Source organism: Zooshikella harenae, assembly GCF_018837975.1.
Classification (GTDB): Bacteria; Pseudomonadota; Gammaproteobacteria; order Pseudomonadales; family Zooshikellaceae; genus Zooshikella; species Zooshikella harenae.
The window spans coordinates 45,411-61,274 of the sequence record NZ_JAGSOY010000012.1 but is presented as its reverse complement, the minus strand read 5'-3'; the positions used below and the strand labels follow the sequence as shown (position 1 = coordinate 61,274).

The window sequence follows — 15,864 nt, the reverse complement described above, 5'->3', positions numbered from 1 at the left end:
TGCTTGTACAGAAACACGTTCATTGTACTAACACACTACAACCCCTGATGATTTATTTGCAAGAAAGTTAAGCAAGTGTTTTTGAGCCTGATCTACTAGCCGTTGCCTTGCTTGCCTACTCCCCCAAGCACAGTGAGGGGTTATTAAAAGATTCGGTAAATCAGCTGCAACTAGTGGATGATCGGTGGGAGGAGGCTCTATAGCAAGCACATCAAGACCAGCCCCTGCTAAGCGATTTGTCATTAATGACTGTAGCAATGCCATTTCATCAATTAAGTCTCCACGTGCCGTATTAATTAAATAGGCACTAGGACTTAACCAACTCAATGTCTCTTCGTTGATTAAATGTTTTGTTTGCTCAGTAAGTGGGCAATGTAGTGACACAATATCAGCTTGAGCAAATGCTTCTGCTAAAGGCAACCGATTTTTCTCATTCTGCTGTGGAGAGCCAGGCACCTGAGCAAGTATGACCTCCATACCAAAAGCTTCACCAATTTTAGCTACTCGCCTGCCTAACTCACCATAGCCAACAATAACCAACTTGTTTCCAGCAAGCTCAGTGATAGGGTAATCCAGTAAGCAAAAAAATTCGCTTGCAGACCATCGTCCTTGTTTAACTGCCTGTTGATAACGATATTGCTGTGTCACCAATGAGAGAATCAGTCCCCATGTATGCTGCGCAACACTATCAGTACCATAACGGGTTATATGAGTGACCGTAATACCATGCTTTTTTGCTGCGACTAAATCAACATTGTTGGTACCTGTTGCTAATATCCCAATGTAACGCAACTGCGGATTTTTCTGCATGTGCGCTTCATTAATAATAACCTTATTCGTAAAAGCCACACTGCATGACTCAATTCGTGTTGCGACTTGATCACTGTTTGTTGCACCAAATATCTGAAAAGGCATTATTTGTTGAAAAGACGACAGATCAATATCACTGCCGAGGCTATCTGCATCCAAAATAACGCCTTTACTTTCCATGATCCTAATTGCCTTTTAATTGTCTTTGACGTACAGCTTCAAAAAGACAAATACCTGCGGCTACAGATACGTTTAAGCTACTGACCAACCCTGCCATAGGTATCTTAGTGAGCTGATCACATAGCTCTCTTGTCAGCCTACGCAACCCTTTACCTTCAGCCCCTAAAACCAGCGCTGTTGGCCCTGTTAAATCCGTTGTATACAGGTCTTGCGTCGCTTCCCCTGCCATTCCAGTAATCCAAATACCTCGGTCCTGAAGCATTCGTAATGTACGAGCCAAATTAGTCACTGAAAAAAAAGCAACGCTTTCTGCAGCACCACAGGCCACCTTTCTAACCACTGGAGTAAGCCCTACCGCTTTGTCTTTTGGCGCAATCACCGCATGAATACCTGCAGCATCAGCAGAGCGCAAACATGCACCAAGGTTATGTGGATCTGTCACGCTATCAAGCAACAAAATGAAAGGAGGTTCTTCAAGTGTATCCAATAAGTGTACTAACTCTTCTTCCGTCTTACCCCGGGAGGCTCTTACTTTAACTACGACGCCCTGATGAGTTTTTGCATATTGATCTAATACTTTTCTTGAAACCACTGAACACGTAATGTGCTGTTTATCAGCAAAAACTTGGATTTTATTGATTTGCTCTCCTTCTCGTCCTTGCTGAAGAAGAATTTCAATAACATCATCCGGTCTTTGATTTAGCTGTGCGAGTACCGCATGAATTCCATAAACTACGTCAGTATTACTCATTTAAAATCTGTCACTTTGTTTTTTTTACACGGCGCTTGCGTGGTGTTTTTGAAGTTTCTGTTGCAACGTTTGAGCTTGATGAACTCACATTACTTTTACGTTTTCCTTTGTTCTTATTTTTCTTTTTCTGCTTGGATTTATTTTTCTTTGTTTGGTTAGCGCTATCATCAAATTGCTTTACTGATACATCGCTTTGCTTATCTCCACGCTTCTTCCTGTTGCTTGGCTTCTTTTTTTGCTTGCCACTGGAACGTCGTCCTTTCTTGCTATTAACAGGACTAGACGTTAACTCAAAGTCAATTTTTTTGTCATCTAAGTTAACCTTAACTACCTGTACTTCTAACGTATCCCCAAGCCTAAAACGTCTTCCCGTACGCTCCCCCACCAATACTTGGTGCACAACATCGTAGTGGTAATAATCTTCAGGTAGCGCAGTGATATGAACCAGTCCCTCAATATAGATATCATCTAATTCAACAAACAAACCGAAGGCAGTAACTGCACTAACAACACCTGTAAAAGTTTGCCCAAGGTGAGCCTGCATATACTCACACTTCAGCCAATCTGTTGCATCACGCGTTGCTTCATCTGCTCTACGCTCTGTCATTGAACAATGTTCACCCAAAACCTGCATATCACCTACCTCATAAGGGTAAGATGCAGCAATTTGGATAGGGTTATCCTGAGTCACACGCTTAACATTTGCTGAATCCAAGTTACTATGAATCACAGCACGAATTGCGCGATGTACCAATAAATCAGGGTAACGGCGAATTGGCGAAGTAAAATGGGTATAAGCAAGGTAAGCCAGCCCAAAGTGGCCAACATTGTTTGGTGAATAAACAGCTTGACTCATAGAACGCAACAGCATGGTTTGAATCAAGTGTGCATCAGGCCGACCTTCGATTTGTGCCAGTACTTTTTGAAAACTGGCAGGGTTCACTTTATCTGACACAGGTAATGCCAACCCAAGCTCACCCAAAAACTGCTGTAAGTTCAACAGCTTATCAGACTTTGGCCCTTCATGAATTCGATAAAGTGCTGGTAGCTCATGCTTTTCTAAAAAGCGCGCTGTTGCCACGTTTGCACAAAGCATACACTCTTCAATGACTTTATGAGCATCATTACGAACGACAGGGACAATTCGCTCAATTTTTCTACCTTCACCAAAAATGATTTGAGTTTCAGTCGTTTCAAAGTCAATTGCCCCGCGCGTTTCCCTAGCCGCTCTCAGTGCCAAATACATGGCATACAGATTTTTCAAATGAGGGGAAACTTCATTTAAGAAGCTATCAACAGACCCATTTTTTTCTGCCGAATTACCAAGCAGCTTACCAACCTGGGTATAAGTTAACCTGGCATGAGAATGAATTATCCCCTCATAAAACGTATAACCACTCAGTCGGCCTTGAGCACTGATTGTCATCTCACAAACCATAGCTAAACGATCAACATGAGGATTAAGTGAACACAATCCGTTGGACAGTATTTCAGGTAACATTGGAATAACATAACCTGGGAAGTAAACAGAGTTGCCCCGATTAAGAGCCTCCCTGTCCAGCGCAGAGTCTTTTTTCACATAATGTGATACGTCAGCAATAGCAACATATAAACGCCAGCCTCCGCCTTTTTTTGGCATACAGAACACGGCATCATCAAAATCTTTAGCATCCTCGCCATCAATTGTGACAAACGGCAGGTTTCGTAAATCAACTCGATTAAGTTTATCGGCTTCTTCAACTTCAGTTGTGTAACCTGCAACATTATCAGTCACGGCCTCAGGCCATTCATGAGGTAGCTCATGAACCCGAGTTGCAACATCAACCTCCATACCTGGTGCCATATGATCACCAAGCACTTCTTTAATTATGCCCTGCGGCAACAAGCGTCGTGTAGGCTGCTGAGTGATTTCGACAATAACATACTGACCTTGATTCGGCTGAATGGGACCTGACTCAACCTGAATATCTTTATCAATGCGCTTATTTTCTGGGGTAACAAACTGGGTATTACCCTTTTTATAAAAACGACCGACTAGCTGTTGATTTTTTCTTTCCAGAACTTCTACCAGTGCAGCTTCTCGACGGCCACGACGATCAACACCAGCCTCTCTGACCACCACTATGTCGCCATCCATGAGTTGTCTCATTTCTGTGCCAGAAACATAGAGATCATCAGAACCATCAGCAGGCGCTACAAAACCATAACCATCACGATGTCCAATCACTCGACCTTTGACCAGATCCATCTTGGACAGTAATCCATAAGCTCCTTTGCGCGTAGACAATAACTGCCCATCACGCTCCATTGCACGCAAACGGCGGCGCAACGCTTCACGACTTTCATCGTTATCAATTTCAAGTGCACGGCATAATGCCGACAAAGTGGCAGGAGTACCACGATCTTCTAGCAACTGCATAATCAGCTGTCGGCTAGGAATAGGATTTTCGTATTTTTTTGCCTCTTCGGCAGCTTGAGGGTCTGCTGTTTTCCACCAATCAGACATTTTGGAATTTTTTTTCAAATTTTCTTTTCTTTTCAATGAATTTCTACTTGTTTATTAACCAATGTAATCAAAGTAAACACTATAAATGATGTATTTCTAAAAGAATTATCACCTTTCTATAGACTATGCATTACTCAGTTAATCGTTTGCCTATATCTTCATCGCACAGATGAAGTGTGTGTCGTATAACAGGCAGAGTCAATCATTTTGCAGGTAGCCAAACCAAAGGCATTATAAAATACCTTTGGTTCAGGATGCTTCAGAGTCTTACTCTGAGCAGTTTGGAGGGAAGAAGCAGCGTAGTGATTTTCAGTAACCTAATTTAAAACAAGTAAAGCACTTGCTGAATATTAGGCAAAAGGACTACGCAGAATAATCGTTTCATTACGATCAGGCCCTGTTGAAATAATATCAATTGGAGCCCCTACCACTTCCTCTAAGCGCTTAATATAATTACGTGCATTTTGAGGTAAATCCTCCAACCGCTTAGCACCTACTGTTGACTCTTGCCAGCCAGGTAATTCTTCATAAACTGGCTCTACAGATGCGTAAACATCTGCATCAAATGGGCAGCTATTTATCTTTTGCTGCTCACTCTGATAACTTGTACAAATTTTGATGGTTTCCAGGCCATCTAACACATCAAGTTTGGTCAGACACAATCCTGATATACTATTGACATCAACTGCATAGCGTAGTGCCACTGCATCAAACCAACCACAACGACGGGGACGCCCTGTAGTCGCCCCAAACTCGTTACCTTTAGTTGCCAGGTGACGACCTGTCTCACAACTCAGCTCTGTCGGGAATGGTCCAGAGCCAACCCGGGTAGTATAGGCTTTGGTAATACCCAACACATAATCCAGATACAAAGGACCAAACCCACTACCCGTTGCAACACCACCTGCAGTTGTATTTGAGGATGTTACGAACGGATACGTACCATGATCAATATCTAAAAGTGCACCTTGCGCACCTTCAAATAAGATGTTTTTACCTTGCTGACGATACTTGTGCAAGGTTGCCGTGACATCTTCAATCATTGGCAGCATTGCATCACCCATCGCCAAGGTATCATCCAATACTTCACGAAAGTCTAGAGTGTCGGCTTTGTAGTAATGTTGCAAAACGAAGTTATGATACTCCATCACTTCCTGCAGTTTATCTGCAAAACGGTTATGGTTGAGCAAGTCACCTAGGCGTAGTCCCCGACGAGAGACCTTATCTTCATAAGCTGGGCCAATACCACGACCTGTTGTACCAATCTTGTTGTTGCCTCGGGCCTGCTCACGTGCTTGGTCCAGTGCAGTATGAAATGGCAGAATTAATGGGCAAGACGGACTTAACCGCAACCGCTCTCTTGCCGGAACGCCTTTATCTTCAAGCTCCTTCAACTCTTTCAATAATGCTTCCGGTGATAGCACAACACCATTACCGATATAACACATCACCCCATCACGCAAAATGCCTGAAGGAATCAGGTGCAATACTGTTTTTTGTCCATCAATAACCAGTGTATGTCCGGCGTTATGTCCACCTTGGTAACGGGCAACTGCAGATACCTCTTCAGTCAAAAGGTCTACAATTTTACCTTTACCTTCATCACCCCATTGGGTGCCCAATACAACAACATTTTTACCCATGACAATTTCTCTAAAGTTTCTCGTAATAAACAAAACTTTGTGCTGCTGTACTGCCTTACAGCGGTAACACCTGCCATTGCTCATCAGTATGGACCAATTGTCGATCACAGCCCAACGACTCTGGACATGTCTGTGCATCTGGTAGTGCACAAATAACACGTTCTCCCCGTTGTCGAAGCTCATCAACGACTACACGATCAACGCCTACAGGAGCCCATATACTTTTTTCACTTTGAGTCATTTCTGCAGTCAGCAGGTTTAATAAAACCTTTAAATCTGTACTAAAACCGGTTGCTGGCCGGGAACGGCCATAGCAAGCACCAACACCATCATAACGACCACCTTGAGCAACTGCTTGTCCCTGCCCAGCAGTATAGGCTGCAAAGAGAATCCCTGTATGGTAATCAAAGCCTCGCTGTTCACTCAGGTCAAAGTACAATGTAACTTTAGGATTAACCTGTTGAATGCCCGAAGCAATCTCTTCAAGTTGTGTCAGTGCATTTAATACTTGCTCCCCAGCGGGTGCCAAACTGGACTTCGCTTGCTGAAGCACATCAATGTCGCCACACAGAGTTGGTAACATCTGCAGCATAGATGCTAACGTCGTATCTGAAACCTTCTGCTGGATAAAGTCATGTAACTCTGGAAGTGCTTTTCGTTGCATTAACAAATGCAACTCTTCTTGATCCGTTTTACTAAGGTCTGTATTGGCTAAAACACCTTTCCAAATTCCGGCATGTCCCATTCCAACACAAACATCGTCTAAACCAACCAGCGCTAATGTTGCGAGCATCAGGTTTATCACTTCTAGATCGCTTGCTATACCCGCATGCCCGTATAACTCGGCACCTACTTGAATAGGACTACGCGAAGCAGCCAATGAACATGGCTTAGTATGAAAAACACTTCCACAATAACATAGTCGTACAGGTCCTTCTTTTCCTAGCTTATGTGCGTCAATCCTGGCCACAGAGGGTGTCGTATCCGCACGCAAAGCCATCATTCGTCCTGTGAGCTGATCCGTGACCTTAAACATCTGTAACTCAAGATCATGATTACTTTCTGTCAGTAGCGAGTCTAAATACTCAATATGGGATGGAATAACTAAGTCATATCCCCAACTATGGTATAAGTCCAAAAGAAGACGGCGCAGCTCTTCCACCTGCATAGCATCAGGAGGAAGCACCTCATCAATACCATCCGGTAGTAGCCAACGATCAGCAACAGTCATGGTCTTACTCGCAATCAGCTAATTGGTTAATCTAATTAATTAAATAAATAAAGCAATGCTGTGCCCGTTAACATGCTTACCAAGCCAATAATGCGCAATGTTTTATCATCAATCTGCGCCAACATTGCTACTAACTCACGCCACCGATGGGGATACAAAAAAGGAATAATGCCTTCAATCACCAACATTAAACAAAATGCAACAAGTAGTTCACGCCAAAAGTCCATCGATACAGCGTCCAAGCTAGTTGATAAACAAAAATCTCCAAGCATCAGGCAACAAAAAACCGGGTAATGGACCCGGTTTGAACAATCATAACACGATTTTTATGGAGTACAGTAGTTGTTTAATGGATTCATCTATTCACTACTGTTGGCAGGAGATTTTGGCTGCCTATAGGCTTTTTTCAAATACTTGAAAAAGTCACTATCAGGCTCCAATATCATCATGCCATTATTTTCTTTAAAACTTTCTTTGTAAGCATGCAAGCTACGGTAAAATGCATAAAACTCTGGATCTTGGTTATACGCACTAGCATAAATTGCTGCTGCTTTTGCGTCACCTTCACCTCGAATTTTCTCAGCTTCTCTATAGGCTTCCGCCAATAGTACGCGACGCTCGCGATCAGCAGTAGCTCGAGTAATTTCAGCTTGCTCATTACCCTGAGAGCGCAACTCCTGAGCTTCTTTCTCGCGTTCTGTAGCCATCCGTTCAAAAACTGAATCACTTACCTGAGGAGGAAGATCAATCCGCTTAACACGCAAGTCATTTACACGAATACCGTAGTTTTCCTCCGTAAACTTGTTAAGTACTTTAGTCAGCTCTTCCATTAATTCATCTCGCTTACCAGAAACAACCTCTTGTAGCGAGAGTCTTCCCACACGGTTCCGCAATCCAGACTCAACCCGCTGAGATAACAAGCGGTTTGCCTGTAATACGCTTCCTGCTGTAGAACGGTAGAATTTACCCACATCTTTAATACGCCACTTAACGTATGAATCCACGATAAGTGCCTTTTTTTCTTGAGTCAGAAACCGCTCAGGTGGAGCATCTAATGTCAGCAAACGAGCATCAAACTTAATGACCTTATCAATTAATGGTGCTTTGATATGAAGCCCTGGCTGCACATCAGGCGCCACAAGCTGCCCAAAACGTAATACCACAGCCCGCTCAATTTGCGTCACAATATAAAAGCTATCCCAGCCAACCAGGACAACGATGAAGGTAAGAATCAAGCCAAATAATGATTTAGGTGTCATCGTACTGTCCTCCCAGTTCTAGTGCTTGTGGGAGTTCGCTTCCGCAGCTCATCTGCGACACGATTGGCGATGCTATTCATCTCTTGCTGTGTTAAACCTGTTGAAGAAGTCGATGTATTGACACCTGTATTACCTCCAGTGAGTTTATCTAAAGGCAAATACATCACATTATTTCCACCTTTTACATCAACCAAAACTTTATTGCTGGTTGTCAGCACCTCTTGCAGCGCATCCAAGTACAAACGCTCTCGTGTTACTTCTGGTGCTTTTTGATATTCTGCATAAAGTCTTGAAAAGCGATCAGCCTCACCTTCAGCTTTAGCTATCACCTCCTGACGATAACCTCCCGCCTCTTCTAACTTACGCTGAGCCTCACCTCGAGCTTCAGGGATAATAGCATTGCTATACGCTTGTGCTTTATTCTGAACCCGTTCTTTGTCTTCTCGAGCCCGAATGACATCATCAAATGAAGCTTGAACTTCTCTTGGCGGTTGGGTTGCCTCAACGTTAATACGTCCTACATTAATACCGGCTTTATACAGATTAATATAAGCCTGTAAACGCTCTTTGACTTCATCCGCCAGAGCTTCACGACCCTCTGTAAGTACCGAATGCATCTCTGAGCCACCTACAACATGCCGTAGAGCACTTTGCGTCGCATGTTCCAAACTGCTGATAGGATCCTCAACCTGCAGCACAAAGTCTTTAAGATTGCCAACGTTGTACTGCACAGACATAGCCACTTCAACAATATTTTCGTCTTCTGTCAGCATTTGTTGGCGTAAGTTATAGGTACGAAACTCAGTTACCCGTTCCTGAAACTTTTTCTCAAAAGGAGGAAAATACATATGTAAGCCAGGCCCTACTGTGTCATGATATTTCCCAAGACGTAGCACGACAGCTTGTTCTTTTTCATCCACGGTATACACCGCATTCCACACATAAAGAACAACTGCAATGATAACTACAAGAGAGAACATGCCACTGGAGCCAGACCCACGCCGTCCAGACGTAGAGCCTCCACCCTTTCCACCAAATAGCCCACTCAGCTTTTGTTGAAATTTGCGAAGCACCTCATCAAGATCAGGAGGACCCTGATTATTCCCCTTATTACCACCCCCCCAAGGGTCTTGATGCTTGTCATTTCCACCCGGTTCATTCCAGGCCATAGACTTCTCCGTTACACCCGTGATGATTAGATAATCAGTAAAAACGCTGTGTAACAAACAAATGTTATTACACAACTCGCTTTAATAATGATTTGTTTTGAAATTGTAGGAACCTTAGCGCAGAGGTGCAACTTTACTTTCCAAGGTTATTAGTCTCTACAACGTCTGCAACTCTCCTTCACGCTTGGCCAGGCGTTGCAAATCATGTTGCTGCATACGTACTCGTATCAACCACCCCCCATGATCTTCACTACTTTCCTCAAGGACTGCCCCAAGACGAAATAGCTCTGCTCTTAATCGTCCTTGAGAAGGTTTTAATTGTAGTGTAGCTTCCACGACACTTTCGCCCAGCAGCTCTGAAATAGCCTTTTTTATCAGCCCAAAGCCTTCACCACTGAGTGCAGAAACCCATACCCGCCAAGGCTTACCTTCCTCATCGTAGTCAATCTGTGGCGCTCGATCAGTAAGAAGGTCGATCTTGTTATACACCAACAGCCTGGGTACTTTTTCAGCCCCAATCTCTAATAAAACATCATTGACTTGCTCAATATTGCCATCACGCTCACTGTCATAACAGTCAACTACGTGAATAAGCAAATCTGCTGCTACAGTTTCTTCAAGGGTCGCCCGAAATGCCTGTACCAGCTTATGGGGCAAGTGTCTTATAAATCCAACCGTGTCTGCAACAATGACAGCACCAATATCCGGCACCTCGATACGACGCAGTGTTGGGTCCAACGTAGCAAATAACTGATCAGCCGCATACACTTCCGCAGTAGTAAGTGTATTGAATAACGTAGATTTCCCTGCGTTGGTATATCCCACCAGAGAAACTAGAGGTACATCAGCACGCTTTCTGGAGCGACGACTCTGATCACGCTGCTTGCGAACTTTGTCCAAGCGTTTTTGGATCGTTTTGATCCGTTCACGTAGTAAGCGTCGATCTGTTTCCAGCTGCGTTTCCCCAGGACCTCGGAGACCAATCCCCCCCTTCTGGCGTTCTAAGTGAGTCCATCCACGCACCAGACGAGTACTTAAATGCTGCAACTGGGCCAGCTCAACTTGTAACTTACCTTCATGGGTTCGTGCCCGTTGAGCAAAGATATCCAGTATTAACCCCGTCCGATCTACCACACGGCACTCAAGTTCTCTTTCGAGGTTGCGTTCCTGTGTTGGGGACAGACTATGATTGAAAATAACAATTTCAGCTTTCAGTTGTTTGACAGCTTGGCGAACTTCTTCAACTTTGCCTTTACCGATAAAGAATTTGGGATGAGGTTGCGGGCTTGTAGAGGTGATAAAGGCAACGGGGTCAGCCCCCGCAGAACCAACCAGTTCTTCAAACTCGCGGGGATCTTCCCGTTCTTTATCGTCAATTAGCTCAGGATGAACCAATACGGCATGTTCGCCACCTTGATGGCGTTCAAAAAACAATGCGAATCTCCTGCTAATTAACTAGCTTGTAGCTTCACCCTGCTCAGTATTCTGCATAGGCAGCCGCACAGGACGACTTGGCACTACTGTTGAAATCGCGTGTTTGTATACCATTTGACTAACTGTATTTTTCAGCAGGATGACAAATTGGTCGAAGGACTCAACTTGGCCCTGTAGCTTGATACCGTTGACTAAATAGATAGAAACCGGGATACGCTCTTTTCTAAGCAGGTTTAAGTAAGGGTCTTGTAAAGAGTGCCCTTTTGACATTGTTGTACTCCTTTATCGTTCAAAAAAAATAAAAAAAAGTGCTTACTACAAAGAATCCGCCAAGTCAGTTTGATTAGCAGTAAGATGAGGTCAACACAGTAATCAATCTACAGCGGCAAAATGGTGTTCATACTGAAAGCCAGTATGTTCCATTAAAACCATAGTGTGCACAGCCAAAATCAGCCACATGATAGCTGAAATTTGTGAGCCAAACCCTATATAAGTTCCTGCTCTACTATTTTCAAGGCCGTATATTCCGCATCTGTTGCCAAAGAGTCCAACCAGGTCAAGTTTTTCCAACGTCTTAACCAGGTAAATTGACGCTTTGCCAGTTGTCGGGTTGCAATCACTCCCTTTTCGATCATTTCCTCGTAACTCAGTTCCCCATCCAAATAATCCCACACCTGTCTATAACCAACAGCACGCATACTTGGAAGCTTTTTTGATAAATCATCGCGCTGTTTTAATGCCGCGACTTCATCAATAAAACCTAACGTCAACATTTGCTGAAAACGATCAGCAATGCGCTGGTGCAGCACTGCACGCTCAACAGGCGCAATGGCCAGATTCAATGTGCGATAAGGAAATTCGTGAGCTTCTTGTTGCTCAAGGTGGTACTGAGTGAGTGTCTTGCCCGTCAACAGATACACTTCAAGCGCACGTTGCATGCGCTGAGGGTCATTTGGGTGAATTCGCTGCGCTGACTCAGGATCAAAGGAAGCCAGTCGTTGATGCAATGCAGTCCAACCTAGTTTTGCTGCATCACTTAAAATTTGTGTACGAATGGTTTCATCCGCAGACGGCAATTCAGTCGCTATACCCTCAAACAGAACTTTGTAATATAACATAGTTCCGCCCACTAAGAGTGGTATTTTTCCCTTTTTGCTTATCTCTGCCATCAGCTGTAATGCATCCTCTGCAAAGTCTGCAGCAGAATAAGGTTCGACAGGGTCTAAGATATCAACTAGATGATGTGGATATTTTGCTAATGTTACGCAATCTGGCTTAGCTGTACCAATATCCATACCACGATACACCATCGCAGAATCCACACTGATCAACTCAAAAGGAAAACGCTTAGCTAAAAAAAGAGCCAAATCAGTTTTACCAGACGCTGTTGGTCCCATCAGAAAAATAGCGAGTGGTCGCTGCTTAATACTCATTTAACGACCCCGAAGAAATAACTTATCTAGCTCTGTCATCGTCAACTGTATCCAGGTAGGACGACCATGATTACACTGTCCACTCCGCTCAGTTTTCTCCATATCACGAAGTAATGCATTCATTTCTGCAATTGTCAGTCTTCGGTTAGCTCTCACTGATCCATGACAAGCCATCGTGCCCAGTATTTCATTGGTATGTGCTTGAATCCGATCACTGGTACCATACTCCAGCAAATCGCTTAACACGGCTGTAACCAGTGGCTTTACATTTTGTTTACCTAAAATAGCAGGAATTTCTCGAATCACGAGCGTTTCAGGTCCCATTCTCGCCACCAGAAAGCCTAGGGTTTTAAAGAGTGCCTTATGCTCTTCCGCACAGTCCGCCTCGCGCTGGCTAATAGCAATCGATTCAGGAACCAGTAAAGGCTGGGTCTTAATACCTTCCCCCGCATAAGCCTGCTTCATTCGCTCATAGGTAATTCGTTCATGCGCTGCATGCATATCAACCAATACCATGCCATGCTCATTTTCAGCCAGGATATACACACCTTTTAGCTGAGCCACAGCAAATCCTAATGGTGGAATTTCCCCATGAGTGACCTCTTTATTTTGCAGTTCATGCCAGACCTGCTCAGCACTGTTATCCAGTTGCTGCCAACCTGTAATTTGCTCATTAACCTGCTGAGTAGAAGGTGATGATTGCTGGTCCCAGCGCTTTGAGGATAAACCAGACTGCGGCTTGCCCGACATTGAAGCATACTGGACAGGAGGATGATCCTTTTGAAAAATGGATGGTTTTTCAGTCTTTCCTAAAGCTGAGCCATCCATATGTTCACGGTTTTGCGACCAGTCTATTGGCTGCTGTCCAGCAAACACACCAGAAGCACTATTATCTGCATCCTGAACCTCTTGACTCTTCTCAGCCAAATTTTGTGATATTAAGTGATGCTCAGGACTCACTTCCGCTAAAGCATGATGCAACTGACTAAACAGAAAGTTATGCACAGCCCGACTATCACGAAAACGCACTTCATGCTTTGTTGGATGTACATTGACATCCACCCCTGCAGGATCAAGCTCCAGATAAAGCACAAAAGCAGGGTGCCGACCGTTATAAAGCACATCGCGATAGGCTTGGCGAACGGCATGACTAACCAGCTTGTCACGAATCACTCGCCCATTAACAAAGAAATATTGAAGATCAGCCTGGCTTCGGGAAAATGTTGGCAGTCCAACCCAACCCCATAAACGCATATCTCCTACTTGGGCATCTATACAAACCGCCTGCTCAAGAAAGGCTGGACCACAAACCGTAGCCACCCGCCGGTCCTTTTCCAAAGCACTATGGGCAGCACGCAGCTGGTGGATCACTCGCTGGTTATGACGCAACTGAAAGTTAATATCGAAATGACTCAACGCTATGCGCTTAATCACTTCTTCTAAATGGCCAAACTCAGTTTTTTCGGTTCTTAAAAACTTGCGGCGAGCTGGGGTATTATAAAATAAATCTCGCACCTCTATTGTTGTACCCGTTGGATGAGATGCAGGCGATAAAACTGGCTCCATATCGCGCCCTTCTACGCGCACACACCATGCTTCTTCTTGCCCTTCGGTATTAGATGTCAGCAACAGTCGAGACACAGAACAGATACTGGCCAATGCCTCACCACGAAAGCCCAAGCTTGCCACAGCCTCTAAATCTTCGAGTTCAGTAATTTTACTGGTAGCATGGCGGCTGAGTGCTAGCGCTAGGTCATCTTTTAAAATACCACCGCCATTGTCACGAATTTTGATAAGCTTTACGCCACCACTTTCTATATCAATATCAACTCGAGTAGCACCCGCATCAATACTGTTTTCAACCAGTTCTTTGACTACTGAAGCAGGACGCTCAACGACTTCGCCTGCAGCAATCTGGTTCGCTAAGCGTGGGCTTAGCAGACTTATACGCTTCATGATTATTGCGTCATCTTTATATTAGTTGGAGTATAAGCTCAGTTTGGAGGGCGCTTAGGTTAACGGGTAATGGACAAAGTGAAAAGCACCCTGTCCAGTTTTTACCCGCTGAAACACCTTAAATCACATTATTCCAGTTCGCTTTAGTTAGGAATTTGTAATATCTGTCCTACACGAATCCTGTCCGCTTTTAGGTTATTTCTGGCGCGTAAACTACTCACTGATACATTATGCCTACTGGCAATCTCAGAGAGCGTATCACCTCGCTTGATAACATAACGGGTTGGACCAGCTACTGGTCCACGTTGCTTAAGCTGAGCAACATAGGTATTAGCAGGAGGAACTTGGTAAAAATATTTCTTAAGGCCATTAAAGACAGCCCGAGCCACACGTTCTTGGTGAGCGCGTGTTGCCAGCTTTTGGCCATCGATCGGGTTGGTGATAAAGCCTGCCTCAACCAAAATGGATGGAATATCAGGGGATTTCAACACCATAAACCCAGCTTGCTCAACGTGTCGCTTGTGGAGACGACTGATCTGCCCCATATTGCGTAGAACCTGCCCTCCTGCTTCTAAGCTGGAGGTCAGGGTTGCAGTCATGGATAAATCCAGCAGAACCCCTGCCAAGGTTGCATCTTTATCACTTAAACTGACATTACCCACCCCACCAATTAGATCAGAACTATTCTCCCGACTGGCAAGCCAGCGAGCTGTCTCAGAGGTTGCACCACGTTGTGAAAGTGCAAAGACAGAGGCGCCATTTGCACGTCGATTCTTAAAGGCATCAGCGTGAATCGAAACAAACAAATCAGCACGCCGTTGACGAGCAATTACAGTACGCTGACGTAATCCCACATAGTAATCGCCTTCTCGAATAAGAAATGATTTAAACCCAGGCTCTCTACTAAAAAACTGATGCAAACGCCGAGCAATCTGCAAGACGACATCTTTTTCACGAACACCACGATAGCCAATAGCGCCAGGGTCATCACCACCATGTCCTGCATCTACCGCAATAATGATGTCGCGCCCTACTCGTCCAGAAGAAGTTATTGCTACTTGAGGTACAGACTTAATCACTGGCTTTACATTACGGTCATACAAATCAATAACCAGTCGATCACCATAAGTCTCATTTGGCTTAAGTACAAAGCTCCTAGGCCTGACGGCCGTTTTTAAGTCCAATACAACCCTTAAATCACGGCCATTACGCTTGCCATGACGAACTTTATTAATAGGTGTGTTGCTGAGCGTCAATTCGCTGAATGCTGATTTTAACTTAGCCTGCTTAATGTCAATAACCAGACGGTCAGGATTCTCTAACTGAAAAATTTTATGGTCAATGGGTCCTGACAAGTCAAAAACCAAGCGCGTATTATCAGGTGCACGCCACAACCTAACCCCTTTGATATCAGCCGCCTGAGTAACATTTACCAGCCACAAGCTCACGCAGGCCAACATCATGACTAACCTGTTGATCATAATGACAGGAA

The 15,864-nt window shown here is 44.3% G+C and carries 13 protein-coding genes; all 13 read right to left on the bottom strand.

Features of this window, described 5'->3' with window-relative positions:
* Nucleotides 1-27: 27 nt before the first annotated feature.
* The gene (locus tag KCG35_RS07530) at nucleotides 28-990 is read right to left on the bottom strand and encodes a D-2-hydroxyacid dehydrogenase (protein WP_215819070.1); all 963 of its coding nucleotides are present in this window, start codon (nucleotides 988-990) and stop codon (nucleotides 28-30) included.
* Between the two features lie 4 nt (nucleotides 991-994).
* Complete coding sequence (rlmB, locus tag KCG35_RS07525; protein WP_215819069.1) at nucleotides 995-1,741, bottom strand: 23S rRNA (guanosine(2251)-2'-O)-methyltransferase RlmB; 747 nt, start codon at nucleotides 1,739-1,741, stop codon at nucleotides 995-997.
* A gap of 10 nt (nucleotides 1,742-1,751) precedes the next feature.
* Nucleotides 1,752-4,265 (bottom strand): ribonuclease R, encoded by a 2,514-nt coding sequence (gene rnr / locus KCG35_RS07520; protein ID WP_230409074.1) that lies wholly within the window; start codon nucleotides 4,263-4,265, stop codon nucleotides 1,752-1,754.
* Nucleotides 4,266-4,597: 332 nt separating this feature from the next.
* Complete coding sequence (locus tag KCG35_RS07515) at nucleotides 4,598-5,890, bottom strand: adenylosuccinate synthase (protein WP_215819068.1); 1,293 nt, start codon at nucleotides 5,888-5,890, stop codon at nucleotides 4,598-4,600.
* Between the two features lie 55 nt (nucleotides 5,891-5,945).
* The gene (locus tag KCG35_RS07510; RefSeq protein WP_215819067.1) at nucleotides 5,946-7,121 is read right to left on the bottom strand and encodes an ATP phosphoribosyltransferase regulatory subunit; all 1,176 of its coding nucleotides are present in this window, start codon (nucleotides 7,119-7,121) and stop codon (nucleotides 5,946-5,948) included.
* 35 nt (nucleotides 7,122-7,156) lie between these two features.
* Entirely contained in the window at nucleotides 7,157-7,348 is a 192-nt protein-coding gene (locus tag KCG35_RS07505) for a DUF2065 domain-containing protein (RefSeq protein WP_215819066.1), read from the bottom strand.
* Nucleotides 7,349-7,480: 132 nt separating this feature from the next.
* On the bottom strand, nucleotides 7,481-8,380 hold the full coding sequence (hflC, locus tag KCG35_RS07500) for a protease modulator HflC (RefSeq protein ID WP_215819065.1): 900 nt from the start codon (nucleotides 8,378-8,380) through the stop codon (nucleotides 7,481-7,483).
* Nucleotides 8,377-9,549, bottom strand: a complete 1,173-nt coding sequence (gene hflK, locus KCG35_RS07495; RefSeq protein WP_215819064.1) for an FtsH protease activity modulator HflK — start codon at nucleotides 9,547-9,549, stop codon at nucleotides 8,377-8,379. The genes hflC and hflK overlap by 4 nt, the downstream gene beginning before the upstream one ends.
* A 156-nt stretch (nucleotides 9,550-9,705) precedes the next feature.
* Nucleotides 9,706-10,983, bottom strand: coding sequence for a ribosome rescue GTPase HflX (hflX, locus tag KCG35_RS07490; RefSeq protein ID WP_215819063.1), 1,278 nt, complete (start codon nucleotides 10,981-10,983; stop codon nucleotides 9,706-9,708).
* 21 nt (nucleotides 10,984-11,004) lie between these two features.
* On the bottom strand, nucleotides 11,005-11,253 hold the full coding sequence (hfq, locus tag KCG35_RS07485) for an RNA chaperone Hfq (RefSeq protein WP_027706897.1): 249 nt from the start codon (nucleotides 11,251-11,253) through the stop codon (nucleotides 11,005-11,007).
* A 215-nt stretch (nucleotides 11,254-11,468) separates the two neighbouring features.
* Entirely contained in the window at nucleotides 11,469-12,416 is a 948-nt protein-coding gene (miaA, locus tag KCG35_RS07480) for a tRNA (adenosine(37)-N6)-dimethylallyltransferase MiaA (RefSeq protein WP_215819062.1), read from the bottom strand.
* Complete coding sequence (gene mutL / locus KCG35_RS07475) at nucleotides 12,417-14,372, bottom strand: DNA mismatch repair endonuclease MutL (RefSeq protein WP_215819061.1); 1,956 nt, start codon at nucleotides 14,370-14,372, stop codon at nucleotides 12,417-12,419. It lies immediately after the preceding gene.
* A 143-nt stretch (nucleotides 14,373-14,515) separates the two neighbouring features.
* On the bottom strand, nucleotides 14,516-15,853 hold the full coding sequence (locus KCG35_RS07470) for an N-acetylmuramoyl-L-alanine amidase (RefSeq protein ID WP_215819060.1): 1,338 nt from the start codon (nucleotides 15,851-15,853) through the stop codon (nucleotides 14,516-14,518).
* Between the last annotated feature and the right edge of the window lie 11 nt (nucleotides 15,854-15,864).

Excerpts from the sequence above, each read along its gene's own strand:
- KCG35_RS07530 (WP_215819070.1), bottom strand. The coding sequence starts at position 990 with ATGGAAAGTAAAGGCGTTATTTTGGATGCAGATAGCCTCGGCAGTGAT.
- rlmB (WP_215819069.1), bottom strand. The coding sequence starts at position 1,741 with ATGAGTAATACTGACGTAGTTTATGGAATTCATGCGGTACTCGCACAG.
- KCG35_RS07515 (WP_215819068.1), bottom strand. The coding sequence starts at position 5,890 with ATGGGTAAAAATGTTGTTGTATTGGGCACCCAATGGGGTGATGAAGGT.
- KCG35_RS07510 (WP_215819067.1), bottom strand. The coding sequence starts at position 7,121 with ATGACTGTTGCTGATCGTTGGCTACTACCGGATGGTATTGATGAGGTG.
- KCG35_RS07505 (WP_215819066.1), bottom strand. The coding sequence starts at position 7,348 with ATGGACTTTTGGCGTGAACTACTTGTTGCATTTTGTTTAATGTTGGTG.
- hflC (WP_215819065.1), bottom strand. The coding sequence starts at position 8,380 with ATGACACCTAAATCATTATTTGGCTTGATTCTTACCTTCATCGTTGTC.
- hflK (WP_215819064.1), bottom strand. The coding sequence starts at position 9,549 with ATGGCCTGGAATGAACCGGGTGGAAATGACAAGCATCAAGACCCTTGG.
- hfq (WP_027706897.1), bottom strand. The coding sequence starts at position 11,253 with ATGTCAAAAGGGCACTCTTTACAAGACCCTTACTTAAACCTGCTTAGA.
- miaA (WP_215819062.1), bottom strand. The coding sequence starts at position 12,416 with ATGAGTATTAAGCAGCGACCACTCGCTATTTTTCTGATGGGACCAACA.
- mutL (WP_215819061.1), bottom strand. The coding sequence starts at position 14,372 with ATGAAGCGTATAAGTCTGCTAAGCCCACGCTTAGCGAACCAGATTGCT.
- KCG35_RS07470 (WP_215819060.1), bottom strand. The coding sequence starts at position 15,853 with ATGATCAACAGGTTAGTCATGATGTTGGCCTGCGTGAGCTTGTGGCTG.